Annotated in this window: 18 protein-coding genes, 2 tRNA genes, 1 pseudogene and 1 riboswitch; of the genes and pseudogenes, 8 read left to right on the plus strand and 13 right to left on the minus strand. The window is 70.9% G+C overall.

Going from position 1 to position 24,089, the window contains the following annotated elements; translation table 11 throughout:
- Positions 1-81 precede the first annotated feature (81 nt).
- Entirely contained in the window at positions 82-234 is a 153-nt protein-coding gene (locus ACLJPY_RS42980; protein WP_410596744.1) for a hypothetical protein, read from the minus strand.
- An 81-nt stretch (positions 235-315) separates the two neighbouring features.
- Here ACLJPY_RS42980 and ACLJPY_RS42985 point away from each other — a divergent pair, with 81 nt between their 5' ends.
- Complete coding sequence (locus tag ACLJPY_RS42985; protein WP_410596745.1) at positions 316-1,701, plus strand: tyrosine-type recombinase/integrase; 1,386 nt, start codon at positions 316-318, stop codon at positions 1,699-1,701.
- Between the two features lie 65 nt (positions 1,702-1,766).
- Here ACLJPY_RS42985 and ACLJPY_RS42990 read toward each other — a convergent pair.
- Positions 1,767-1,839: transfer RNA gene (locus tag ACLJPY_RS42990), tRNA-Lys, on the minus strand.
- Between the two features lie 167 nt (positions 1,840-2,006).
- On the opposite strand from ACLJPY_RS42990, the pseudogene ACLJPY_RS42995 reads away from it, so the two are divergent.
- A pseudogene (locus ACLJPY_RS42995) lies at positions 2,007-3,193 on the plus strand (L,D-transpeptidase).
- Here ACLJPY_RS42995 and proP read toward each other — a convergent pair.
- The 3 genes from proP to orn form a co-directional block, all read right to left on the minus strand.
- Complete coding sequence (gene proP, locus ACLJPY_RS43000; protein ID WP_410596746.1) at positions 3,190-4,641, minus strand: glycine betaine/L-proline transporter ProP; 1,452 nt, start codon at positions 4,639-4,641, stop codon at positions 3,190-3,192. The pseudogene ACLJPY_RS42995 and the gene proP sit on opposite strands and share 4 nt — an antisense overlap.
- Positions 4,642-4,808: 167 nt before the next feature.
- A tRNA-His gene (locus tag ACLJPY_RS43005) sits at positions 4,809-4,884 on the minus strand.
- Between the two features lie 75 nt (positions 4,885-4,959).
- Positions 4,960-5,568 carry an oligoribonuclease gene (gene orn, locus ACLJPY_RS43010; protein ID WP_410596747.1) on the minus strand — a complete coding sequence of 203 codons (609 nt, stop codon included), beginning with the start codon at positions 5,566-5,568 and terminating at the stop codon, positions 4,960-4,962.
- Positions 5,569-5,671: 103 nt separating this feature from the next.
- Here orn and ACLJPY_RS43015 point away from each other — a divergent pair, with 103 nt between their 5' ends.
- Together ACLJPY_RS43015 and ACLJPY_RS43020 are read left to right on the plus strand one after the other, a co-directional pair.
- The gene (locus ACLJPY_RS43015; RefSeq protein WP_410596748.1) at positions 5,672-7,198 is read left to right on the plus strand and encodes a helicase HerA-like domain-containing protein; all 1,527 of its coding nucleotides are present in this window, start codon (positions 5,672-5,674) and stop codon (positions 7,196-7,198) included.
- A 66-nt stretch (positions 7,199-7,264) separates the two neighbouring features.
- Positions 7,265-7,642: a DUF3224 domain-containing protein gene (locus tag ACLJPY_RS43020; RefSeq protein WP_410596749.1), complete on the plus strand. Its 378-nt coding sequence runs from the start codon at positions 7,265-7,267 to the stop codon at positions 7,640-7,642.
- Positions 7,643-7,755: 113 nt separating this feature from the next.
- On the opposite strand, the gene ACLJPY_RS43025 is transcribed toward ACLJPY_RS43020, so the two are convergent.
- Positions 7,756-8,775 (minus strand): S1C family serine protease, encoded by a 1,020-nt coding sequence (locus ACLJPY_RS43025; RefSeq protein WP_410596750.1) that lies wholly within the window; start codon positions 8,773-8,775, stop codon positions 7,756-7,758.
- A 98-nt stretch (positions 8,776-8,873) separates the two neighbouring features.
- Positions 8,874-10,196, minus strand: coding sequence for a M20 family metallopeptidase (locus ACLJPY_RS43030; RefSeq protein WP_410596751.1), 1,323 nt, complete (start codon positions 10,194-10,196; stop codon positions 8,874-8,876).
- 121 nt (positions 10,197-10,317) lie between these two features.
- On the opposite strand from ACLJPY_RS43030, the gene ACLJPY_RS43035 reads away from it, so the two are divergent.
- The 3 genes from ACLJPY_RS43035 (at position 10,318) to ACLJPY_RS43045 (ending at position 14,689) form a co-directional block, all read left to right on the plus strand.
- Complete coding sequence (locus ACLJPY_RS43035; protein WP_410596752.1) at positions 10,318-11,223, plus strand: DNA-3-methyladenine glycosylase family protein; 906 nt, start codon at positions 10,318-10,320, stop codon at positions 11,221-11,223.
- Positions 11,224-12,271: 1,048 nt separating this feature from the next.
- Positions 12,272-13,057, plus strand: a complete 786-nt coding sequence (locus tag ACLJPY_RS43040) for a M50 family metallopeptidase (protein ID WP_410596753.1) — start codon at positions 12,272-12,274, stop codon at positions 13,055-13,057.
- A gap of 399 nt (positions 13,058-13,456) precedes the next feature.
- Positions 13,457-14,689, plus strand: a complete 1,233-nt coding sequence (locus ACLJPY_RS43045) for an aldehyde dehydrogenase family protein (protein ID WP_410596754.1) — start codon at positions 13,457-13,459, stop codon at positions 14,687-14,689.
- Positions 14,690-14,708: 19 nt separating this feature from the next.
- Here ACLJPY_RS43045 and ACLJPY_RS43050 read toward each other — a convergent pair whose 3' ends face one another.
- A complete protein-coding gene (locus ACLJPY_RS43050) occupies positions 14,709-14,987 on the minus strand; it encodes a hypothetical protein (RefSeq protein ID WP_410596755.1) in 279 nt (92 codons plus the stop codon).
- A 61-nt stretch (positions 14,988-15,048) separates the two neighbouring features.
- On the opposite strand from ACLJPY_RS43050, the gene ACLJPY_RS43055 reads away from it, so the two are divergent.
- Positions 15,049-16,140 carry a dihydrofolate reductase family protein gene (locus tag ACLJPY_RS43055; RefSeq protein WP_410596756.1) on the plus strand — a complete coding sequence of 364 codons (1,092 nt, stop codon included), beginning with the start codon at positions 15,049-15,051 and terminating at the stop codon, positions 16,138-16,140.
- A 7-nt stretch (positions 16,141-16,147) separates the two neighbouring features.
- Here ACLJPY_RS43055 and ACLJPY_RS43060 read toward each other — a convergent pair whose 3' ends face one another.
- The 5 genes from ACLJPY_RS43060 to pgsB form a co-directional block, all read right to left on the minus strand.
- Positions 16,148-17,374: a chitinase gene (locus tag ACLJPY_RS43060; protein ID WP_410596757.1), complete on the minus strand. Its 1,227-nt coding sequence runs from the start codon at positions 17,372-17,374 to the stop codon at positions 16,148-16,150.
- Positions 17,375-17,658: 284 nt separating this feature from the next.
- Positions 17,659-21,225, minus strand: coding sequence for a cobaltochelatase subunit CobN (gene cobN, locus ACLJPY_RS43065; protein ID WP_410596758.1), 3,567 nt, complete (start codon positions 21,223-21,225; stop codon positions 17,659-17,661).
- Positions 21,226-21,274: 49 nt separating this feature from the next.
- Positions 21,275-21,346: riboswitch (cobalamin riboswitch) on the minus strand.
- Positions 21,347-21,418: 72 nt separating this feature from the next.
- The gene (locus ACLJPY_RS43070) at positions 21,419-22,420 is read right to left on the minus strand and encodes an NlpC/P60 family protein (RefSeq protein WP_410596759.1); all 1,002 of its coding nucleotides are present in this window, start codon (positions 22,418-22,420) and stop codon (positions 21,419-21,421) included.
- A 7-nt stretch (positions 22,421-22,427) separates the two neighbouring features.
- Positions 22,428-22,910: a poly-gamma-glutamate biosynthesis protein PgsC/CapC gene (locus ACLJPY_RS43075; RefSeq protein WP_400908276.1), complete on the minus strand. Its 483-nt coding sequence runs from the start codon at positions 22,908-22,910 to the stop codon at positions 22,428-22,430.
- Positions 22,910-24,088: a poly-gamma-glutamate synthase PgsB gene (gene pgsB, locus ACLJPY_RS43080; RefSeq protein WP_410596760.1), complete on the minus strand. Its 1,179-nt coding sequence runs from the start codon at positions 24,086-24,088 to the stop codon at positions 22,910-22,912. Before pgsB ends, ACLJPY_RS43075 begins: the two co-directional genes overlap by 1 nt.
- Between the last annotated feature and the right edge of the window lies 1 nt (position 24,089).

The following is a 24,089-nucleotide window of genomic DNA, read 5'->3' on the forward strand; positions in this document are numbered from 1 at the left end:
CTCCCGCGCCGGCTTGGACTCACTCTTGCGTGGACTCACAAGCTCCGATGTCATCACTCACAGTGCCCATCCCGCCGGACCTCAGCCCGGCGTGTCGGGCCGGAAACACCGATCTCGGAACAGTCCCTCGATGTCGGCGATCGCGGCCTGTTCGAGTGCATTCTCGTCGGTGATGTCGATGATCGCTTCGACTGTCACCTTGACTCTGCGGCTGCGTCCCTGGGCGCGGGTCATTCGTCCAGGCTATCCCCGCGGGCAGCGTGTGGTGGTCGACGACGCGGAGGCGCACGCTGAGGTGGTCACAAGGAGGTCGTGATGGGACGGTCGGCGGTCTACAAGCGGTGTGGCTGTAAGGCGCGAGGAGAGGCTGGCGGCGAGCGAGGTGCCCGGTGTCCTCGGTTGGCGGAGCGGGGGCATGGGAGCTGGTATTTCTCGCTGGAGCTGCCGTGTGGCCGGGACGGCCGGCGGCATCGGGTGCGCCGTGGCGGGTTCCGGTCCCGTGCGGCGGCGGAGCAGGCGCGAGCCTACCTGCTCGGGGCCGACGTTGTGCCGGGGCGGAGTGCGGTGACGGTGGGGCAGTGGGTGGACATCTGGCTGGAGATGCGCCAGACCCTCAGCTTCAACACCCGCCGCCTATACACACAGCACGTGAACGACTACCTGAAGCCCTATCTCGGGAGTGTGCCGCTACGGTCGTTGACGGTGGCGCAGGTGCAGGCGATGTTCGTCGCGTTGGCCCGAGCGAACGCGACACGGGAGAGGCCGCTGTCGCCGGCCACGTTCGTGCGGGTCCGCGGGACGCTGCACGCGGCGCTCAACGGCGCGATCCGGGTCGGGTTGATCGAGCGGAACCCGGCGCATCTGGTCGAGCTGCCGTCGGGGCGGCGGCCACGCGCGGTGGTGTGGACCGACGCGCGGGTCGCGCACTGGCGGGCGACCGGCGAGCGCCCGCCGGTGGCGGTATGGACGGCTCGGCAGACGGCCGAGTTTTTGGAGCATGCACATGATCATCCGATGTATGTGCTGTATCTGGCGGTCGCGTTGCTCGGCTTGCGGCGCGGCGAAGCGACCGGCCTGCGCTGGTGCGATCTCGACCTCGACGCCGGGGTCGTGCAGGTATCGCACCAGGTCCAGGACCGGGGCGGCCGCACAGTGGTGTGCCCACCGAAGACCGAGACGAGCGTCCGCACCTTGGCACTGGACCACGGCTTGGTGGCGGCCCTGCGGGCGCTTCGGTCACAGCGGCGGCAGGAGGAGGGCGGGGAGCCGGTCGGGTTCCTGTTCACCAACCGGTATGGCGGGCCGCTAAGCCCGGGCTATGTGACGCACACCTTCACTCGGCTGGTGGCGGCGGCGGGGTTGCCGCCGATCCGGTTCCACGACCTGCGGCACGGAGCGGCCAGCCTGTCCCTGGCGGCCGGTAACGACTTGAAGGTGGTGCAGGCGATGCTCGGGCACTCGAGCATCGTGCTCACCGCCGACACCTACACCAGCGTCCTGCCTTGTCTGGCCCATCAGGCCGCCGAGGCAACGGCGGCTTTGGTGCTGGCGGCGGCTCGCGATGCGGCAGCGTCGTTGCGCAGCCGGGGAAGCGGGAAACAACGCCGACGAGGCAAAGGACGCCACGCCAACAACAAGAAGGCCAAGAACAACGGCCGACAAGCGCGGTCTCATTCGGCCCCACGCCGGTCCCACCCATGATCAAAGCCCACCTGCAAGATCCTCTTGATCAAGGATATCCGCAGGTGGGCTTCGATTCAGTGGGGTGCGCCATCAGGGACTCGAACCCCGAACCCGCTGGTTAAGAGCCAGCTGCTCTGCCAATTGAGCTAATGGCGCCGGTGTCTGCCGGAGGCTTCCCTCGGCGACGTGGAAAAGATTAGCACCCGTCTCCGAGTGCGTTTCAGGGGGGTCCCCCCAACCGGGTCCGGGCATCGCCGCCCCGGTGTCCGGGCTGGTCGGGCACACTGGAGCTGGACATCGACGACGAAAACGGGCGGGTGGACATGCGGGGTGTGGCGGTGCGGCTGCTGGTGGCCGCGGGGGTGGTCGGGCTCGCCGTCGGGGGTTGCAGCAGCACGCCTTCGGGTGAACTTCCTCCGCAGCCGGCGCCGTCGGTCAGCGGAACCCGGCCCGCGCCGAAGCCCGCCGTGCTCATCCTCACCCCCGGCGAGGACGCCAAGGACGTCGCGCCCGGCGAACCGGTGGGTGTCACCGTCACGGACGGGACCGTCGGGGAGGTCCGGCTGACCGGCGCCGACGGCAAGGTCGTCGCCGGGAAGCCGCGGGCCGACGGGTCCGGGTGGGACGCCACCGAGCCGCTGGGCTACCACAAGACCTACCGGCTGACCGCGACCGCCACCGGGACCGACGGCAAGCCGGTCACCGCGGAGTCGACCTTCCGCACCGTCAAACCCGCCCGGCAGCTCGACGTCTCGGTGAACCTCGTCGAGGGGGAGACCGTCGGCGTCGGGATGCCGCTGATCTTCACCTTCACCGGCAACGTCACGGACAAGGCGGCGGCCGAGAAGGCGCTGAAGGTCACCGCGGAGCCGGCCACCGAGGGCGCCTTCCGCTGGTTCGGCGACAAGCAGGTCACCTGGCGGCCCAAGGAGTACTGGAAGAGCGGCACCAGGATCAAGGTCGACGCCGCCGTCTACGGCAAGCCGCTCGGGAGCGGCAGCTACGGTCGGCAGGACAAGGCGGTGAGCGCCACGGTCGGCGACAAGCTCGTCGCCGTCGCCGACGGCCGGACCCACCAGCTGACGGTGTCGATCAACGACAAGGAGGTCAAGACCATGCCGACCTCCATGGGCAAGCCCGGCCACAACACGCCGCAGGGCGCCTACCCGTGATGAGCGAGCACACCGGGTACACGATGAACTCCGCCACCTACGGCGTGCCCGAGGACGCGCCCGGCGGCTACAGCACCTTCGTCCAGTACGCGGTCCGCCTGTCCTACAGCGGCATCTTCTACCACTCCGCGCCGTGGTCGGTGCGGCAGCAGGGGCACAGCAACGTCAGCCACGGCTGCCTGAACCTGTCCACCGAGGACACGAAGTGGCTGATGGACACGTCGAAGAAGGGCGACGTCGTCACGGTGCAGAACAGCGGCGGCCCGAAGCTCGACCCGGCCGACGGCTGGAGCGTCTGGCAGCTGTCCTGGGACGAGTGGCGGGCGGCGGCGAACTAACCCGACCCGCGCACCAGCTCCCGCGCCTCGGCTTCGGTCGACACTGCGGGTCCCGAGCCCCAGAGCGGCTCGTTCGCCGTCTCGCGGCTGAAGTACACCGCGACGGCGCCGATCGCGCCCGCCGCCATCAGGTACCAGGCCGGCCAGAAGTCGTGGCCGGTGGCGGAAATCAGCGCCTGCATGACCAGCGGGGTCGTGCCGCCGAAGAGCGACACCGAGATGTTGAACGCGATGGACAGCGCGCCGTAGCGGATCGCCGTCGGGAACAGCGCGGGCAGCGCCGCGGGCATCGACACCTCGAAGCAGAGCAGCAGCAGGCCGAGTCCCATCAGCCCGAGGAAGGTGAGGACGAGGCCGCCGTCGTGCACCAGCAGCATCAGCGGCCAGGACAGCACGAGGAACCCGAGGCAGCCGGTCATCATCACGGGCTTGCGTCCGACGTGGTCGGTGATCCGCCCGCCGACCATGATGATGAGCATCATCACGACCATGACGACGATGATCAGCAGCAGCCCGTGGGTGGCGTCGAGGTGCAGCTGCTCCGACAGGTACGTCGGCATGTAGGACAGCAGCATGTAGTCGGTGACGTTGAAGACGAGCACGAGGCCGACGCAGATGAGCAGCGCGGGCCAGTACTCGGTGAACATCTTCCAGAACGGCTCCCCGGCCCGCCCGCGCTTCTCGGCTTCCTCGGCGTGCTTCTGGAACGCGGGCGTCTCCTCGAGCTTCAGCCGCATGTACAGCCCGATGATCCCGAGCGGTCCGGCCACCAGGAACGGAACGCGCCAGCCCCAGTCGAGCAGGGTCTCGTGCGGCACCCACGCCTTCATCCCGGTGACGACGGACGCCCCGAGCACGTACCCGGACAGCGTCCCGAACTCGAGCCAGGACCCCATGAACCCGCGCCGCTTGTCGGGGGAGTACTCGGCGATGAAGGTGGTGGCGCCCCCGTACTCGCCGCCGGTGGAGAACCCCTGCACCATCCGCGCCAGCACCAGGAGGACCGGTGACCAGACGCCGATGGAGCTGTACGACGGGATCAGGCCGATGCACAGGGTCCCGATGGCCATCATGATCATGGTGACGGCGAGCACCTTCTGCCGCCCGATCCGGTCCCCGAGCGGCCCGAACACCAGCCCGCCGAGCGGCCGCATGAGGAAGGCGGCGGTGAAGGCCCCGAAGGTCCCGATCAGCCGGACGCCGGGAGCCACGCTGGCGGGGAAGAACACCTCGGCGATGGTGTCGGCGATGTAGGCGTACACGCCGAAGTCGAACCACTCCATGGCATTGCCGAGCGCGGCGGCCCCCACCGCGCGCTTGAGCAACGACCGGTCGACGACGGTGATGTCCTCGTACCGCAGCTTCTTCTTGCGACTCCGGATGTTCGGTGCTGAACGTGCCACGAGAACACCGTGCCCCGGCGTCCGGCGGCTCGCACGCTGAGCCATCCGGTCGTGAGCGTTGCCACGAACGGCGCACCCGGCAATGCGGACCCGACCACTCCGATGGGGGTCCGGGGGCGAGCCCCCGGCGGGGGTGTGGGGGTTCGACCCCCACAAAAAGGCGAAACCCCAGCCTGCGGGAAGGGGCGCAAGCCCCGAACAGGCTGGGGTGATGGGGTGAGCGACGGGTTTCGAACCCGCGACCTCCTGGACCACAACCAGGTGCTCTACCAGCTGAGCTACGCCCACCATCTACGAGGAACCGCTTCCGGTCACCTCGCTGGCTGTAATCGTAGCGGGTCTCCTCGACCGGTTTTCAGGGGGTCACCTCTGGTGGTGTTCCTGCACTTCAGCGGCGACGGCCTTGGCTTCTTCGCTGGTCGGCCCGGGCTGCGGGACGAAGGCCACGCGCCGGTAGTAGTCGAGCTCGCCGATGGATTCGCGGATGTCGGCGAGCGCGCGGTGCGCGAGGCCCTTCTCCGGCTTGGCGTAGTAGATGCGCGGGTACCAGCGGCGGACGAGTTCCTTGACGGAGGAGACGTCGACCATCCGGTAGTGCAGGTGGGCGTCGAGGGCCGGCATGTCGCGGGCGATGAAGCCGCGGTCGGTGGCGATCGAGTTGCCGGCGAGCGGCGCGGTGCCCGACTCGGGGACGTGCTCGCGGATGTACTCGAGGACGCGGCGTTCGGCTTCTTCGAGCGTCACAGTGGAGCGCCGGACCTCTTCGGTGAGGCCGGAGTGGGCGTGCATCTCGCGGACGACTTCGGGCATCCCGGCGAGTTTTTCCTCGTCGGCGTGGATGACGATGTCGACTCCTTCGCCGAGCACGTTCAGCTCCGCGTCGGTGACGAGGGCGGCGATTTCGATCAACGCTTCCTTGCCGAGGTCGAGCCCCGTCATTTCGCAGTCGATCCAGACTAGGCGGTCGGTCACCTGGTGACCCTAACCCGACACGGGGATAAGAAGGGCGTTACCTGCGCGTACGGCGCGTTACGCTCCCCGGTGTGGTCCAGGACACACGATCGGGGAGTGGCGAGTGACCGAGCAACAGTCGCCGGCGAGTGAGATCGCCGCCGGTTACGCGAGTGAGGGTGCCGCGCTGGAGCTGGGTGCGGTGGTGGTCGACGGGCAGGTGGACGCCGCGGCGGCCGTGCGCCTGCCGCTGGCGACGCTGAACCGGCACGGCCTGGTCGCCGGGGCGACCGGGACGGGCAAGACGAAGACGTTGCAGCTGATCTCGGAGCAGCTTTCGGCGGCCGGGGTGCCGGTGGTGCTCGCCGACGTCAAGGGCGACCTGTCCGGGCTGGCCGCGGCCGGCGAGGCGAGCGACAAGGTCACCGAGCGCGCGCAGGAGCTCGGCGACGACTGGGCGGGCGCGGCGTTCCCCGTGCAGTTCCTGTCGCTGGGCACCGGCGGGAAGGGCACACCGATCCGAGCGACGATCACGAGTTTCGGGCCGGTGCTGCTGGCCAAGGTGCTCGGGTTGAACGAGACGCAGGAGTCGACGCTCGGGCTGATCTTCCACTGGGCCGACCAGCGCGGCCTGGCGCTGCTGGACACGAAGGACCTGCGGTCGGTCATCACGCACCTGACCGGCGACGAGGGCAAGGCGGACCTCAAGGGCATCGGCGGGGTCTCGGCCGCGACGGCCGGGGTCATCCTGCGTGCACTGTCCAACCTGGAGGCTCAGGGCGGCGAGGACTTCTTCGGCGAGCCCGAACTGGACGTCCACGACCTCATGCGCGCTCGCGACGGCAAGGGCGTCGTCACGCTGCTGGAGCTGGACAACCTCCAGGCGAAACCGGCGTTGTTCTCGACGTTCCTGATGTGGCTGCTGGCCGAGCTGTTCGAGGAGCTGCCCGAGGAGGGCGACCTCGACCGGCCGAAGCTCGTGTTCTTCTTCGACGAGGCCCACCTGCTCTTCGCCGACGCGTCGAAGGCGTTCCTCGAGCGCATCGAGCAGACCGTGAAGCTGATCCGGTCGAAGGGCGTCGGCGTGTTCTTCTGCACGCAGCTGCCCACGGACATCCCGAACGCGGTGCTCTCGCAGCTCGGCGCCCGGATCCAGCACGCGCTGCGTGCGTTCACCCCGGACGACCAGGCGGCGCTGGCCAAGACGGTGAAGACCTACCCGAAGACGAAGTTCTACGAGCTCGACACGGCGTTGACGTCGCTGGGCATCGGTGAGGCCGTCGTCACGGTCCTGTCGGAGCGGGGTGCGCCGACGCCGGTGGCGTGGACGCGGCTGCGGGCGCCGCGGTCGAAGATGGGCTCGATCGGCGCCGACGCCGTCGCCGCGGCCGTCTCGGCGTCGGACCTGCACGCGAAGTACGCCGAGACGATCGACCGGGAATCGGCTTACGAGAAGCTGGCCGCGAAGGTCGCCGCCGCTCCGGCGCCCGCGCCCGAGGCGCAGGCACCCGCGCCGGCGCCGGAGAAGGACGAGCCGGGGTTCATCGAGTCCGCCATGAAGAACCCGGCGGTCAAGTCGTTCATGCGGTCCGCGGCGAGTGCGCTGGGCCGGGAGATCACGCGCGGGCTGTTCGGGAACCGCCGGCGCTGACAAATCCTGCCGCGAGTTGTCAGGTATGGCTGGCAGGCTGGCGCCACCTTCGAAAGGAAATCAGCCATGACCAGCACAGCCACCGCGTCGTTCGTCCTGGACAAGTGGGAACCGCAGGCGACCGACGAGACCGCGGGCACCGAGTTCGCCCGGGTGGCGATCGCCAAGACGTTCACCGGCGCGGTCGAGGGAACCAGCACCGTCGAAATGCTGACCGCGTCCAACACGACTTCGCGCGCGTACGTCGCCTTCGAACGTCTCGAAGTCTCGGTCGACGGCCGCAAGGGCGGTTTCGTCCTGCACCACTCGGCCGACGACTCGGGCTTGACGCTGAAGATCCTCACCGGCTCGGGTTTCGGCGAGCTGACCGGGATCGCGGGCACGGCGAGCATCGTGATCGACGAAGAGAAGAACCACGTCTTCACCCTGACGTGCACGCTCTGAACAGCGCGAAGGCCGTTTCGAGAGCCCCCGATAGACTCTCGAAACGGCCTTAGCGTGTTCTCCCGCTCCCCGAAGCGGGGGACGGGCCGCCCCGACCACGGCCCGTCCGCGTCCTAGTTGTTCGCGATCTGGTCGACGATCTTCTTGGCGTCGTTGATCGGGATGGCGAAGCCGATCCCGACGCTGCCCGCCGAGCCGTTGGCCGACGCCGCCGGGCTGTAGAGCGCCGAGTTGATGCCGATCACGTTGCCCTGGGTGTCGACCAGCGCGCCGCCGGAGTTGCCCTGGTTGATGGCGGCGTCCATCTGGATCGCGGTGTAGCTGGGCGAGTCGCTGCTCTGGTTCGACGTGCGGCTGAACGGCGAGCGCTGCTGCTGTTCGCCCTGCCCGATGTCGGACAGGTTCCGGTTCAGCGCGCTGACGATGCCGGTGGTGACGGTGTTCTGCAGGCCGCCCGGCGAGCCGATCGCGACCACTTCCTGGCCGACGGCGAGCTTGCTCGAGTCGCCGAGGCTCGCTGCGGTCAGTCCACTGGCGTTCTGCGCCTGGACCACCGCGATGTCCGCCTTCGCGTCCGCGCCGACCACGCTGGCCTGGTACTTCTTGCCGTCGGACGTGGTGACGACGACGTTCCGGGCGCCGTCGACGACGTGCGTGTTGGTCAGGATCCGGCCGTTCGAGGTGAGGATGACACCGGAGCCGATGGCCTCGCCCTGGTCGGTCGTGACGTTGATCTGGACGACGCTCGGCGTCACCTTCGCCGCGACGGCGCTGACGTCACCGGAGGTGGCGTTCGAGACCGTCTGCCCGTTCGCCGCCGGCGTGCTGACCGATGTCGTCGCGCCGGTCGCCGAGGTCGTCGTGAGCCCGACGATCGCGGCGCCGCCGACCCCACCGACCAGCGCGGCGCCGAGCGCGGTCGCGCTGACGAACATCGCGACGCGGCCACCCTTGCGCGACTTGGCCTGCAGGGCCGTGGGGGCCTGGTGGCCCGGCGGCGGGGTGAAGAGCGGATTCGGCGCGGCCTGCTGCTGGTAGGCGTACTGCGCGTACGGCCCGTACTGCTCGGTGCTCTGGTGCGGCTGGTGCCCACCGGTGGAGGCGGGGCCGGGCCGACTCTCGTTCTCGGTCATGCACCAAGGTTCGCGCCCGCGCTTGTGAACAACCTGTGGAAACACCTCGGGCTTTGCTGAGAAGAATCAGCTGAGAAACCTCAGGGAATCCTCAGGCGTCAAGCGAAGAACGAGGGCACGTCCAGTGCGCCTCCGGCCGCTTCGAACTCGTCGTGCACCGCCTTCCGCAGCTCGGCGTCACCCAGGTAGTCGGCGGCGGTCAGGGCCAGCCCCAGCGCGCCGTCCCGGACACCCGCGTCACCGGTGCCCGATCCGGCCGCGGCCGCGAACTCCTTGGTGTGCAACGCAACCGTCGGACCCGACACGGCGAGCATCGGGTGCAGCGCGGGCATCCGGTACGACAGGTTGCCGAGGTCGGTGGAGCCGGTGAGCGACTCCGGCACGATGCCCGGCGGGAGCGGCTTGCGGCCGGTGCCCAGCTGGTTGGCGGTCCAGCGGCCGGCGAGCGCGGTGTTGAACCGGATCGGCAGGTAGGCCGGCTGGGCGTCCCAGACCAGGTCGACACCGCAGCCGGTCATCGCCGCGGCCCCTTCGGCGATCGACGTCATCCGGGCGGCGAGGTCGCGCAGGGTGTCCGGGCTCTGCGACCGCAGGTAGAACAGCAGCGCGGCCCGGGCCGGGATGACGTTCGGCCGGGCACCGCCGTCGGTGAACACACCGTGGACGCGGTCGCTCTGCGGCAGCTGCTGGCGCAGCGCCGAGACGCCTTGGTACGCGGCGACGGCGGCATCGAGCGCGTTGCGGCCCATGAACGGCTGGGCGCTCGCGTGCGCGCCGACGCCGTGGAAGACCATTTCGAGCTGGCGGCGGCCGAGGAACGGGTGCAGCGCGATGTCGTGGCTGAACGGGTGCAGCATGATCACCGCGTCGACGTCGTCGAACACCCCGGCGCGCGCGAGGATCTCCTTGCCACCCCCGCCTTCCTCGGCCGGGGTGCCGATCAGGCTGACGCGGCCGCCCAGCCGTCCGGCAACGGTGGCGGCGCCGAGGAAGCCGCCCGCGGCGGTGGTGCAGATGACGTTGTGACCGCAGGCGTGCCCGAGGCCGGGCAGCGCGTCGTACTCGGCGAGGACGGCGATGTGCGGGCCGTCTTGTGGAGGTGTGCTGACGCGCAGCGCGGTGTCGAGCCCGCCGACGCCGACGGTCGCTTCGTGGCCGTGGCGCCGCAGGAGGTCCGCCAAGGCCTGGACCGAGCGGTGCTCGGCGAAGCCTTCTTCGGGATGCGCGTGCAGATCTTGGCTCAACGCCACCAGATCCGCCGAGCTGCGCTCCACGGCGGCGGTCACTTCGCCCCGCGTCGCCCCATCCGCGCCGGCGTACGGCGAGGACAGCGGTTCGGCGGCCGCGACGGCGTCGGCGGTGGCCTCGACCAGGGAACGCAGGTAGCTGTCATCGGGCGGGACGGGCGCGTGGTGGGTCATGGGGGCGATGCTAACCGCCCACTCGTTCGAGTGAACAAATCCGCGCTCAGACGTTCGACCCCCGAAATTGTCGGTACCCCTCCCTAACGTCCCAGGCAAGGTCCCGAACCAAGGAGGAGAGATGACGACGATGACCCGCCCGTGCAGCACGATCGCGATCCAGGGCGAGTTCGACCTGACGGCGGCGGCCCGCTTCCTGACCGGCTTCGCCCCCGCAGGCCACCCGGAGGCGGAGCCCGGCGCCCTACGGCTGGCGTTCCCGCTCGACGGCGAAGGAACACCGGTGGGAGCGGTCCTGCGCCAGAGATCGCCCGGCGAGCTCACGGTCGAGGTCCACGGCCCGCCTTCGCGCACGGAAGCGGTGGTGGCGCAGGTGCGGCGAATGTGCTCGCTGGACATCGACGGCACGGCGTTCCCCGAAGCCGGCGCGCGTGATCCGGTGGTGTCGCTGCTGCAGGGCTTGCACCCGGGCCTGCGCCCGGTGCTGTTCGCATCGCCGTACGAGGCGGCGTGCTGGGCGGTGCTGAGCCACCGGATCTGGATGACGCAGGCCGTGCGGCTCCGCCGCCGCTTGACCGAGCGCCACGGCACGGAGGTCGACGTGGGCGGCACGGTGCTGAGGTCGTTCCCGGCACCGGCCGCGCTGGCGAAGCTGGAGTACCTGCCGGGCCTCCCCGGCCCGAAGATGACCCGCCTGCGAGCAATAGCCGAGGCAGCGGCCATGGGCACATTGGACGCGGCGGCGTTGCGCGCAAAGCCGCCCGAGGAGGCGCTGAAGGAGCTGCAGCTGCTGCCGGGCATAGGCCGGTTCAGCGCAGAGCTGATCCTGATCCGCGGCGCCGGCCACCCGGACATCTTCCCCCGCAGCGAAACCCGCCTCCACGAGATCATGCGCGAGGCGTACCACCTCCCGGAGGCGGAGGTCCCGGAGCTGGCGGAGATCGCCGAGGCCTGGGCCCCGTTCCGAAGCTGGGTGGCCTTTCTGTGCCGAGTGGAGGGCGAGGCCCGCATGAGGGAGTCACGATGAGCTGACCAGCGGCCCGCGCCCGACGCGAGCAGGGCTCCGCCCTTTCCCAACCCCGCCGCGCGGCCCGCGGCTGGGCCGGGTTGGCGAGCGAGCTTCGTGGCGAACGCGGATCGGGCTCGGCGCGTCGATGCTCCGCTGCGCCCTGTTCCCCACCGGCCGCAGCCCGTGGATGGGCTGGAAATCGGCGAGGTATCTTCGCGCCGAGCTCGGGTCCGGCTGCGTCGATGCTCCGCTGCGCCCTCGTTCCCGACCCGCAGCAGCCCATGGGTGGGCCGGGAACCGGCGAGGCATCTTCGCGCCGGGTGCGGATTGGGCCCGATGCTCCGCTGCGCCCTCCCAACCCGCTGCGGCTCGCGGTTGGGTCGGTGGTCGGCGAGCAAGCTTCACGCCGACTGCGAATCGAACTCGGCTCGTCGGTGCGGCTGTGCGTTTCCGGACCAGCCGCGGCCCGCGGCTGGTCGACGGCCGACGAGCCTGCTTCGCGCCGAGCTCGAATCCGGCTGCGTCGATGCTCGGCCGCGCGCTTCCCGTGCCCACGGCGGCCCGTGGATCGCTCGGCGGTCGGCGAGTGAGCGTCATGCCGAGTGCGAATCGGGCTCGGTGCGCCGGTGCTCGGCTGCGTCCTGTTCCCAACCCCGCGGCGGCCCGCGGTCGGGTCGGTCGGCGAGCGAGCTTCGTGTCGGGTGCGGATCGGGCTCGGCGCGTCGATGCTCCGCTGCGACCCCATCCGACCCGCAGCAGCCCGTGGTGGCCGGGAATCGGCGAGCGACCTTCGCGCCGAGCGCGGATCCCGCTGCGTCGATGCTCGGCCGCGCGTTCCCCGCGCCAGCCGCGAGCCGATGGTCGTTCCGCGAGCTGCCCCGGGGGCCTCGCAAGCAGGTTCGCGGTGCCGCTGCCCCGGCGTACCGCATGAATCCCGGCGCCCCAACCGATCACCGCCGGTCCCACCGACAGAAAGGAGACCGCAACGACCCGATACCGGAACCCGCGAAGCGACGACCGGTGGGGACTCACAGTAGCCAGATATCGCCTGTGGTGAGGTATCCGGGTGAGCTCGCCCGTTCCTCTCGCGCTCGGCAGCCCGGCCGGTGACACCCTGTCAGCGTTCCGCGCGGCCGCCGCCACCAACACTTCACCGGCCGGTTCGCTCCTCGAGCAGGTCCAGACCCCGGCGGTGATCACCCTGGCCGCCGGCGGAGTGGCCCTGCTGGTGGTGCTGGCGGGCGGAACCCCGTGGCGGCGGGCACGCAACGTCATCACGATGGTGCACGAAGCCGGCCACGCGCTGGCGGCGCTACTGGTCGGACGGCGGCTACAGGGCATCAAGCTGCACTCGGACACCTCGGGCGTCACCGTCTCGCGCGGCAAACCCGAGGGCCCGGGCATGGCGTTCACGGCGATGGCCGGCTACCTGGCACCGTCGGTGCTGGGGCTGCTGTTCGCCAGCCTGCTGGGCGCCGACCTGGTCGGAACGGTGCTGGTGCTGATCGCGCTCCTGCTGCTCGGCGTGCTGGTGCTGGTGCGCAACGCCTACGGGGTGTTCACGGTCGTCGCCAGCGCGGCGGTCCTCGCGCTGATCGCGTTCGTCGCCCCGGTGGAGCTGCAGGCGCCGTTCAGCTACCTGCTGACGTGGTTCCTGCTGTTCGGAGGCGTCCGCCCGGTGGCCGAGCTGCAGGTGAAACGGCGACGCGGCCAAGCCCGCGACTCAGACGCCGACCAACTGGGCCGCCTCACGGCGGTTCCGCCGATCCTATGGGTCCTGGTGTTCACGGTGGCGACGGTCAGCTGCCTGATCGCGGGCGCCCTCTGGCTCCTGGAACCGGTGGCCAAGTAGCCCACGACGGACACCGGTAGCCACACCTCGCAGCCGACCACCGCCCGCGGCGGCTGGCACAGCGACGCGCTGTGGTGATCGGCAGCCCGCAGCCCGACGCCCACCGGGCGCAGCCGCCGGGTGACTGCCCGCCACCTGCGCGTCGACCCGGGCCGACGGCACGCGCGCCGCTCGGCCCCACGGCGTCGCGGTGCTCGGCGGCCCACGCGGTGAGCACCTGGGCCACCATCGCGGGCGCGGTAACCGTAAGAGCGCTCCCGACATCGCGCGGCCCACCCCGCCAACCGCCACCGCCACCGCACCGAGCCGCAGCACCCTCACTCCACCAGCCACGGAGCCCCTGGCCAGGCAGCTCAGCCCATACGGCAAACTGATGGTCCGCTCGGAGGGAGACGAACGATGGACGAGGTCGCCAAGGCCGTCGAAGAGTGCGCGCGGGCCGCCAAGCTGGCTGCGCCGTCGCTGGCCGGTGCGAGTGCCGAGGCCGTCGATGCCGCGCTCACCGGGATGGCCGAGCGGCTGCTTGCGCACCGTGACCAGATCCTCGACGCCAACCGGGCCGACGTCGAGCGCGCCGAGGCCGATGGGATGAGCGCCGGGCTGCTCGATCGGCTCACCATCACCCCGGAGCGGCTCACCGGCATGGCCGAACAGCTGCGGCTGCTCGCCGGCGCGCCGCACCAGGAGCGGTCCGTCGACGTGTCCACCCTGGACGGCGGGCTGCGGCTCGTCGAACGGCGGCGGCCGGTCGGTGTCATCGGGGCGAACTACGAGGCGCGGCCGAACGTCACCGTCGACGTCGCCTCCCAGCTGGTCAAGTCCCGCAACGCCGGCGTCCTGCGCACCGGCTCGGCCGCGCTCGGGTCGGCCCAGCGGCTGCGGGAGGTCGTCATCGCGCCGGCGCTCGCGGAGGCGGGCATCGACGCCGACTGCATCCAGCTCGTGCCGCGGGTCGAGCGGGAGGCCGCGTCCGCGCTCGTGCGGCTGCCCGGCCTCGTGCCGCTGGTCATCCTGCGCGGCAGCGGGGACAGCACCCGCGCCCTCGCCACCGAGGCGGCCGTCCACGGCGTGCGCACCCTGGCCCACGCCGACGGCGGCGGCGTCCTGTACGTCGACCGCGGGGCGGACGTCACCAAAACGCGCGACCTCGTCCACGCCAGCCTCGACCGGCTCGGCGTCTGCAACCGGCTGAACCTGCTGCTCATCCACGAGGACATCCACGACGACGTCTGGCCCGCGATCTCCGACGCCCTCGCCGAGCGCGGCGTCACGCCCTCCCTCGCCCCGCACGAGCACCCCATCGGTTACGAGTGGGCGCTGGACTCCGACCGCGAAGCGACCGTCACGGTCGCCAAGGTCGGCTCGCTCACCGACGCCGTCGAGATCGCGAACGAGCGGACGTCCGGCCTGGCGGCCGGCATCACCACCGAGGACGCGTCGGCCGCCGACGCCTTCTTCGACGGCTACACCGGCACCGGCGTCTTCTGGAACGCCCCGACCCGCCTCCTCGACGGCTTCAAGCTCCTCGCCGTCCCGGAAACCGGCATCAACCTCGACAAGGTGCCCGGCCCCCGCGGCCCGGTGACGTACACGGACCTCTACGTCCGCCAGTACGCCGTCCTGCCCGCCTGAACCGCGGGCCGGGCCCGGGTCAGCGCGTGGGCGGAAGGCCGGCGAGGTTGCGCAGCTCCCGGACGGTGTCCGCCGCGTTCGTCACCAGCTCGGTCCGCTCGCCGACGTCGCCGGCGTAGCGGTAGATCGCGGTCGGCCCGTCGCTGATCGCGATCGCCGCCACCAGGCGGCCTTCGGGGTCGCGGGTGAGCCCGGTCGTCACGGACACCTCCCGGCCGACCGTGTCGACCGTGGTGAGCGTCCGCTCCTTGTACCAGCCTCGCGTGGTCATGTTCGGCAGCTCCGGGGGAATGGGCACGACAGGGGGATACGTCGTAGGACGCGGGAACGGCCCCGCGCGTTACGGCATACTGGGCCGGGTGATCCCCCGGCCGCACGTCCTGCTGTCCGCCGCGCAGTCGCTCGACGGCTACCTCGACGACACCTCGCCCGAGCGGCTCGTGCTGTCCACAGAGGACGATTTCGCGGTCGTCGACCGGTTGCGGGCCGAGGCCGACGCCATCTTCGTCGGGGCCGGCACCGTGCGGGCCGACAACCCGCGCCTGCTCGTCCGCTCGCCCGAATTGCGGCAGAAGCGCCGGGAACAGGGCAAGCCCGAACAACCCGTCAAGGTCACCGTGACCACCCGCGGCCTCGACCCGGACGTGCAGTTCTTCACCGTCGGGGACACCGAAAAGATCGTCTACGCGCCACCCGGCGCCGCGGACGCGCTCGAGCACGTCGCCACCGTCGTCGACGCGGGCGACCCGCCGGACTTCGGCCGCATCCTCGACGACCTCGGGCGACGCGGCATCGAGAACCTGCTGGTCGAAGGCGGCGGCGGGATCCACACGCGCTTCCTCACCGAAGGCCTCGCCGACGAGCTGCGGCTCGCGATCGCGCCGTTCTTCGTCGGCCAGCCGGACGCGCCGCGGTTCGTCGGGCCCGGCCTCTACCCGCGGCCGCTGACCTTGACGTCCGCCCGCGAGCTGCAGGGCATGGCCATCCTCGAGTACCGCGCCGCCGACGAGCCGACCGGCCGGGACGTGCAGCGGCTCAAGGAGGCCATCGCGCTCGCCGCCGAGTGCCCGCCGAGCCACACCTTCCGGGTGGGTGCCGTCATCACCGACGCCGACGGCGAGGTCGTCGCCACCGGGCACTCCGGCGAGGGCGACCCGAGCAACCACGCCGAAGAAGCCGCGCTGGCCAAGTGCGCCGGCGACCCGCGCCTGGCCGGCGCGACCATGTACAGCTCACTGGAGCCGTGCAGTCACCGCAGTTCCCACCCGCGCAGCTGCACCCAGCTCGTCCTCGACGCCGGGATCCCGCGCGTCGTGTTCGCCTGGCGCGAGCCGCCGGTCTTCGTCGACGCCCGGGGCACCGAGCTGCTGCGCCGGGCCGGGCGGCACGTGGTCGAGGTTCCCGCGCTGACCCCGGAGGTCCAGCGCGAGAACACCCACCTCGACTTCTGAAACGGGGTCAGCAGGCGCCGTTGTCCTGCCAGACGCCCCACTCGCCGGTGGTGCCGGGCTCTTCGCCCTGCGTCCACCACTTGGCCGTCCACTTGTGGCTGTTGTGCGAGACGACGTTGTCCTTGACGTAGACCTTCGTCCGGTCCCACTCCGCCGCGGTGCAGCTGCCGCCGCCCGGGGTGGTCGTGGTCGGAGGCGTCGTGGTCGGGGTCGTCGTCACCGGCGGCGTCGTCTGCGGCGGCGTCGCGCCGGCGAAGCGGACGCTGAACTTCGTGAAGTCCCAGTCGTTCTGCGGGACGTTGCTGCAGACGCCGTTGTCCGTGGTGCCGACGCAGGCGCGGTCCCGGTTGACCGACCAGAACGTGAAGCGGCCGAGGCCGTGGCTGGTCGCGTAGTCGTACACCGTCTGGAAGTCGGCGGTGTAGAACATCTCCGCCGCGTCCGACTTGCCGTTCATGCCGGAAAAGCCTTCGTGCGCGTACGCGGTCGCGCTGTCCCAGCCGAGGTGCGACATCAGCAGGCCGTGGAACGCCTCCAGCGCCGACACCTGCGACGAGCCGCCGTTGAAGCCGCCGTCGAACGGCATGATCGAGAAGTTGTTCGGCGTGAAGCCGATCGACTTCGCCTGGTCGATGAGCTGCGTGCCGAACCAGCCGGTGCCGGCCGAGGTACCCGGCATGGTCACCGACACGAACAGGCCCGGGTTGTTGGCCTGCAACGTCTTCGCGGCACCCAGCTCGTTCGCGATCGCGGCGGTGTTTTCGTACTCGGGTTCTTCGAGGTCGAAGTCGATCGCCTTGAGCGAGTACTTCGTGATGACCTGCTGGTACGCGGCGGCGGTCGCGGCGACGGTTCCGCAGGTCTGGCCGAGCTTCGTGCCGCCGTAACCGCCGACGGACACCGAGACGTCACCGCCCGCGCCGCGGATCCGCGAGATCACGTTCGCGACGGCGGTGTCGGAGGAGACCGCCGACGTCCCGTCCCAGGTCGGGCTGCAGCCGCCGCCGTTCGGCGCGAGGATGAACGCCAGCTGGAAGGCCTTGAGCCCGGTCGCGTTCATCACGGTGACCGGGTCGGGCGGGTTGTTGCTCTGGGGCATCAGGTACGGCGCCGCGGCGTACCAGTTGTTGCTCAACGCCGCGGTCGCCGAGGGTGCGCCGAGCACGAGGCTGACGGCGGTGGCGGCGAAAGTGGCGGCGGCGAGCCCGATGGCGGCCAGTCTGCTCCTGCGCATGAGCTGTCCTCCCGTGGGGGTTCGAGGTGGACAGATCATTGGACTAGACCAATGCCGAAGTCAAGACGCGAAGGTCGGGAAAGCCCGATCCGTGGGCGAAAACCGCCGGAATATCCGATATTTTTGTCCGTCGGTGGCTCGTCGGTGGCTCACCGGTGACGAGCCGTGCCGGAGGCCGGGCACCGGCGAGCGTGCCCGGCCACCGCACGAGGGCCGTTTTTGTCGGTCCCCCGGAGTAGAGTGGATAACGGGGGGCGCCCCCGCGGCCGGCAGTCCGCTTGCGGTCACTCCGACTCGAGGTCCCCTTCCAGCGACAGGTAGACCTCGCGCATCTTCGCCAGCAGTTCGGGATCCGGTTCCGCCCACAGGCCGCGGTCCGCCGCCTCGTTCAGGCGCTCCACGATCCCGCGCAGTGCCCAGGGGTTGGCCTGGCGCAGGAACTCCTGGTTCACCTCGTCCAGCACGTACGACTCGGTCAGCTTCTCGTACATCCAGTCGCCGACGACGCCGGCCGTGGCGTCGAAGCCGAACAGGTAGTCCACCGTCGCCGCCAGCTCGAACGCGCCCTTGTAGCCGTGACGGCGCATCGCCGCGAGCCACCGCGGGTTGACCACGCGGGCCCGGAACACCCGGGCCGTCTCCTCGCCCAGCGTGCGCGTGCGGACGGCGTCCGGGGACGTGCTGTCGCCGACGTAGGACGCCGGCGCCGAACCCGTCAGCGCGCGGACCGTCGCGATCATCCCGCCGTGGTACTGGAAGTAGTCGTCCGAGTCCGCGATGTCGTGCTCGCGCGTGTCGGTGTTCTTCGCCGCCACCACGATCCGCTTGTACGAACTCTCCATGTCCTCGCGCGCCGGGCGGCCGTCCAGGTCGCGGCCGTAGGCGAAGCCGCCCCACACCGCGTACACCTCGGCGAGGTCCTTGTCGTCGCGCCAGTTGCCGCTGTCCATCAGCGGCAGCAGGCCCGCGCCGTACGCGCCCGGCTTCGACCCGAAGATCCGGGTCGTCGCGCGCCGGGAATCGCCGTGGGCGGCCAGGTCCACGGAAACGTGCGCCCGGACGAAGTTCTCCGACGAAGGTTCGTCCAACGACGCCACCAGGCGCACGGCGTCGTCGAGGAGCGTGATCACGTGCGGGAACGCGTCGCGGAAGAACCCGCTGATCCGCACCGTGACGTCGATCCGCGGCCGGCCCAGCTCGGCCAGCGGGATCGCTTCGATGCCCGTGACCCGTCGTGACGCCTCGTCCCACACCGGCTGGACACCCAGCAGCGCCAGCACCTCCGCCGCGTCGTCGCCGGACGTCCGCATCGCCGACGTGCCCCACACCGAAAGCCCGACGGAGCGGGGCCAGTCACCGGTGTCCTCGCGGTAGCGCCGCAGCAGCGAATCCGCCAGCGCCTGGCCGGTTTCCCAGGCCAGCCGGCTCGGGATGGCCTTCGGGTCGACCGTGTAGAAGTTCCGCCCGGTCGGCAGCACGTTGACCAGCCCGCGCAGCGGCGACCCGCTCGGCCCGGCCGGGATGTACCCGCCGTCCAGCGCGTGCAGCACCGAGTCCAGTTCGGCGGTCGTCCCCGCCAGCCGGGGCACGATCTCCTCGGCCGCGAAGGAGAGCACCCGCGCGACAGCCTCGTCCGGGGCGACCGACGCGACCGCGGTCGGGTCCCAGCCCCGCATCTCCATCGTCTGGACCAGTTCGCGGGCCGTCTTCTCCACCGCGTCCACTTCGGACATCGGCGCGTCTTCCTTGAGGCCCAGCGCGGACCGCAGGCCGGGCACCGCACCCTGCTTGCCGCCCCACATCTGGGACGCGCGCAGCATCGCCAGCACCAGGTTGACCCGCGCTTCGCCAACCGGCGCCGCGCCCAGGACGTGCAGCCCGTCGCGGATCTGCGCGTCCTTGACCTCGCAGAGCCAGCCGTCGATGTGCAACAGGAAGTCGTCGAACTCCGCGTCGTGCGGCCGCTGCTCGACGCCGAGGTCGTGGTCCAGCTTGGCCGCCTGGATCAGCGTCCAGATCTGCTGGCGCACGGCCGGCAGCTTCGCCGGGTCCATCGCCGCGATGTTGGCGTGCTCGTCGAGCAGCTGCTCCAGCCGGGCCATGTCACCGTAGGACTCCGCGCGCGCCATCGGCGGGATCAGGTGGTCGACGATCGTCGCGTGCGCCCGCCGTTTCGCCTGCGCGCCCTCGCCGGGGTCGTTGATCAGGAACGGGTAGACCAGCGGCAGGTTCCCGAGCACGGCGTCGGGCGCGCACGAGGCCGAGAGCCCCGCGGTCTTGCCCGGCAGCCACTCCAGGGACCCGTGCTTGCCGAGGTGGACGACGGCGTGCGCGCCGAACTCCTCCTCCAGCCACCGGTAGGCGGCCAGGTAGTGGTGGCTCGGCGGCAGGTCCGGGTTGTGGTAGATCGCGACCGGGTTCTCGCCGAACCCGCGCGGCGGCTGGATCATGATGATCACGTTGCCGCTCTGCAGGGACGCCAGCACGATGTCGCCGTTGTCGACGTACAGCTCGCCGGGCGCCGGGCCCCAGTGCTCCTCCACCCCGGAACGCAGCTCGGCCGGGAGCGCGTCGAACCACTCCCGGTACCGCGCCGCGGGCACCCGGATCGGGTTCCCGGCCAGCTGTTCCTCGGTCAGCCACTCCGGGTCCTGGCCGCCGGCCGCGATGAGCGCGTGGATCAGCGCGTCACCGTCCGGCTGGTCGGTGCCGGTCGGGTCGACACCCGGGAAGGCCTCCGGGCCCAGGTCGTACCCCGCCTCGCGCATCCGCCGCAGCAGCTCGATGGCCGACGCGGGCGTGTCCAGCCCGACCGCGTTGCCGACGCGGGAGTGCTTCGTCGGGTACGCCGACAGCATCAGCGCGATGCGACGCTGCGGAGGGGGCGTGTGCCGCAGCCGCGCGTGCGCCAGCGCGATGCGGGCGACGCGGGACGCGCGTTCGGCGTCCGGCACGTACCGGGGGAGACCGTCCTCGTCGAGCTCCTTGAACGAGAACGGCACGGTGATCAGCCGCCCGTCGAACTCCGGGACGGCCATCTGGTTCCCGGCGTCGAGCGGCGAGAGGCCGTCGTCGTTCGCGGCCCACGTCTCGCGGTCGCTGGTCAGGCAGAGCGCCTGCAGGATCGGGACGTCGAGCGCGGCCATCTCGGCGACGTCCCAGGCCTCGTCGTCACCGCCGGCGCCGACCTCGGACGGCCGCGTGCCGCCCGCCGCGAGCACCGTGACCAGCAGGGCGTCGACTTTCCCCAGCTCCGCCATCATCTCCGGCTCGCGCGTACGCAGCGAAGCACAGTAGATCGGCAACGCGCGGCCGCCCGCGGCTTCGATCTCGTCGGCGAGGGCGTGCACGAACGCCGTGTTCCCGGACAGGTGGTGCGCGCGGTAGTACAGGATGCCGATGACCGGCCCGTCGGAGGCCGGCGCGGGACGCTCGAGGACACCCCATCCGGGCTGGGCCGCGGGCGGCTCGAAGCCGTCGCCGGTGAGCAGCAGCGTGTCGGAGAGGAACCGGTGCAGCTGCGTCAGGTTGGCCGGGCCGCCCTGCGCGAGGTAGGCGTGGGCCTCGGCGGCGATGCCGGCCGGCACGGTCGACAGCTTCATCAGCTCGGCGTCCGGCGTCTGCTCCCCGCCCAGGACGACGACGTGCGCGCCCGACGCCCGCAGCGTGTCCAGGCCCTCCTGCCAGCTCCGCGGCGTGCCGAGGATGCGGGCGACGACGATCTTGACGCCGTCGAGCAGGCCCGGCAGCTCGGCGACGTCGAGCCGGGACGGGTTGCCGAGCCGGTACTCGCCACCGGACGAGCGCGCGCTGAGCAGGTCGGTGTCCGAAGTGGACAGAAGCAGGATCACGAGGTTCCTCCTCGGGGTCCGCGCCCCGGGTAGACGGGCGCGCCGGCCGGAGTTCCTGGCTGCCGGAGATCCGTCTCCGGTCACAGTGGCGGGACCGCCCCGGACTTCCACCGGGTTCCTCCACCTGCCGACGCGTGGGTATCGCACCCACTCTCCGGTGTGCCGCGGATGGCGTCAAGGTGACGTGTGCGGCTCAGAGCCGCTTCGCCGCGCGGAACGCCTTCGCGTACGTCCCGGACCCGTCGATCAGCGACACGCCGCCGGCGTCGCCGAACGTCGGCCCGTTCGCGACCTTCCGGCTGGACAGCACCCGGTGGTGCCCGTCGCTGTCGATGCCCAGGTAGATGCCGGTGTGCGACACCTGCGTCCCCAGCTGCGGCTCCAGGTTGAAGAACAGCAGGTCACCCGGTTGGAGGGAGCTGAAGTCCGTCACCTGCTTCTTCTCGTCGTGCACGAGCTCGGTGCCCGGTCCGAGCTCCGAGAGCGCCCACGCCCGGCGCGGCAGGCCCGGGCCCTTCGTGTTCGTCCCCAGCAGCGGGTAGCCCGCCCGGTAGCCGTACACCATCCGCACGAAGCCGGAGCAGTCCAGCGACCGCGCCCGGGCCGGCTCCGCGGCCTCGTGGACTCCGCCCGGGAAGTCCCAGCCGATGCCCAGGTAGTCGTAGAAATCCGACTTCTCGAGCCGCCCTTCGGCGCTGTCCGGGCCGAAGTTGGCGTCCCCGGCGATCCGGAGCTTCTTCGCGGTCTGGTCGGCCGCGCCGTCGGTGTACTGCATCGCGATGGCCAGGATGTCCGGATCGGTGTCGCCGACCGCCTTGGGCAGCCAGTCGGTGAACCACTTCTCCTGCTCCGCGCCCGGGTGCCACGCCTGCGGCGCCAGCCGGATCCAGGCCGTCGTGGTGATGCCGACCTTGGTGAACTTGGGCTCAGTGAAGGTCCGCGAGCGGCCCGTCAGCATCGCTGTGCGGGCACCGTCGGTGAAGGACGCGAGCTGCGCGCCCGCCGCGTCGCGGACCACCGTCCGGGGCGGGTTGTCCAGGCGTTCGTAGGTGTACCCGCCGGTGACCGCCGCGCCCGAGGGCGCCGCCGAGAGGGCCGTGATGTCCGGCCGGTCCTGCGTGGCGACGTAGACCGCCGCCGTGCCGGACACGCCGATGACCGCGGCCAGCACGCCGATCCGGACCGCCTTGCGCATCGTCACCTCAGACCGTCGGGACCAGCCCGACCAGCACCCCGCTGATCAGGATCGCGTAGCTGGCCAGGCTCACCCCGCCGGTCGCGAGCATCGTGGCCACCGGCTTCTGCCGGACCAGCTGGTAGGCGACCAGGCCCGGCACGACGAACCCGAGCGTCTGGTGCACGAACAGCAGCGGGAAGTCGGCCTGCAGCACGATCAGCAACGTCGTCTGCAGCACGACGCCGAGCAGCACGACCGCCGCGAACAGCCGCTTGCCGTACAGGATCACCAGGCGCTGCAACAGCTTCGTGCCGCCGAAGGTCAGCGCGGTCATCAGCACGATGATCGCCGCGCGGCGGTAGTCCTCGACCATGGTCAGCGCGATCCAGCCGGGGGTGATCATGCCGCCGGGCGACAGGTTCGTCGTGAGGTAGCAGACCAGCGACAGCAGCAGGCCGATGGCCAGGCCGACGGTGGCGACCTCGGGGGCGAGGGACGTGGTGAGCATCAGGTGACCGGTTCCAGTTTGGCGAGTTCCTCGATGAGCAGTTCCCCTTGGCCGTGGATGTTGCCGATGGCGATGAGCGACGCCTGCCGCCCGACGCCGCCGACGATCCCGCGCAGCAGGTCCCGCGGTGACCGCGAACCGCCCAGGTCGACGACCCGGTCGTGCCACTCGCTCGGGATCGCGGCGCGGGCGCTGCGCGTCGGCTCACCGATCAGCACCACGCGTTCCGGGGCGATCTTCGGGATGAGCGCGCCCATCTGGCCGTTGCGCTCGACGCGGTCGGGGCGGCAGTTGATGATCACGTGCAGGGGGTCGGTGATCGCGCCCTGGCGGCGGAGCTGGTCGATGTTCATCAGCGTCGATTCGGGGTCGTTCGCGGCGAAGACGTTGGCGAAGCGCAGGAGACGCCGGCCCGCGCGGTACTGGTGGACCTGCAGCACGCCCGGGTCCGGCGGCGCGGCCCACATGCCTTCGAGCGCGAGCTGCCGGTTGACGTTGAGCAGGTCGGCCACGGCCAGCGCGATGGCGACGTTCTCCTTGAAGGTGATCCAGCTGAAGCGGCGCATCTCGGCGTCGGTGACCGACTCGGGGTCGACGGCGATCAGCTCGCAGTCCCGCTTGTCGGCCTCATCCTGGAGGATGTGCAACCGGTCCTTCTCGGCGGTCAGGCAGATCCCGCCGACCGGCATCGAGCGGGACAGCGAGCGCGCGACGTCGTCGAGGGTGGGCCCCATCTCGGCGAGGTGGTCCTCGCGGACGTTGCAGAGCACGCCGATGGTGGAGCGGATCAGCTTGCTCTGGTTGATCTCCTGCAGGTCCGGCATGACGGCCATGCATTCGATGACGAGGGCGTCGGGCCGGTAGGCGGCGGCGCGGCGGACGATCCCGATCTGTTCGACGACGTTGGCGATGCCGAACTTGCGGTACACCGGCTCTTCGCTGCCGTCGGGGTGGATGAACCTCGCGGCCGTGCCGGTGGTCTTCGCGGTGGTGACGAGCCCGCCGCCGCGCAGGGCACCCGCGCACAGCCGGGTGATGGACGACTTGCCGCGGATGCCGTTCACCAGCACGCGCGCCGGGATGCTGTGCAGGTGCTTGTAGTGCTGGCGCTGTTCGGCGATCCCGGCGGCCAGCATCGCCGCCGACGCTGTGAGCAGCACGACGTAGAGGAACGTCACG

This window comes from Amycolatopsis sp. lyj-23 (assembly GCF_046549135.1).
Taxonomy (GTDB): domain Bacteria; phylum Actinomycetota; class Actinomycetes; order Mycobacteriales; family Pseudonocardiaceae; genus Amycolatopsis.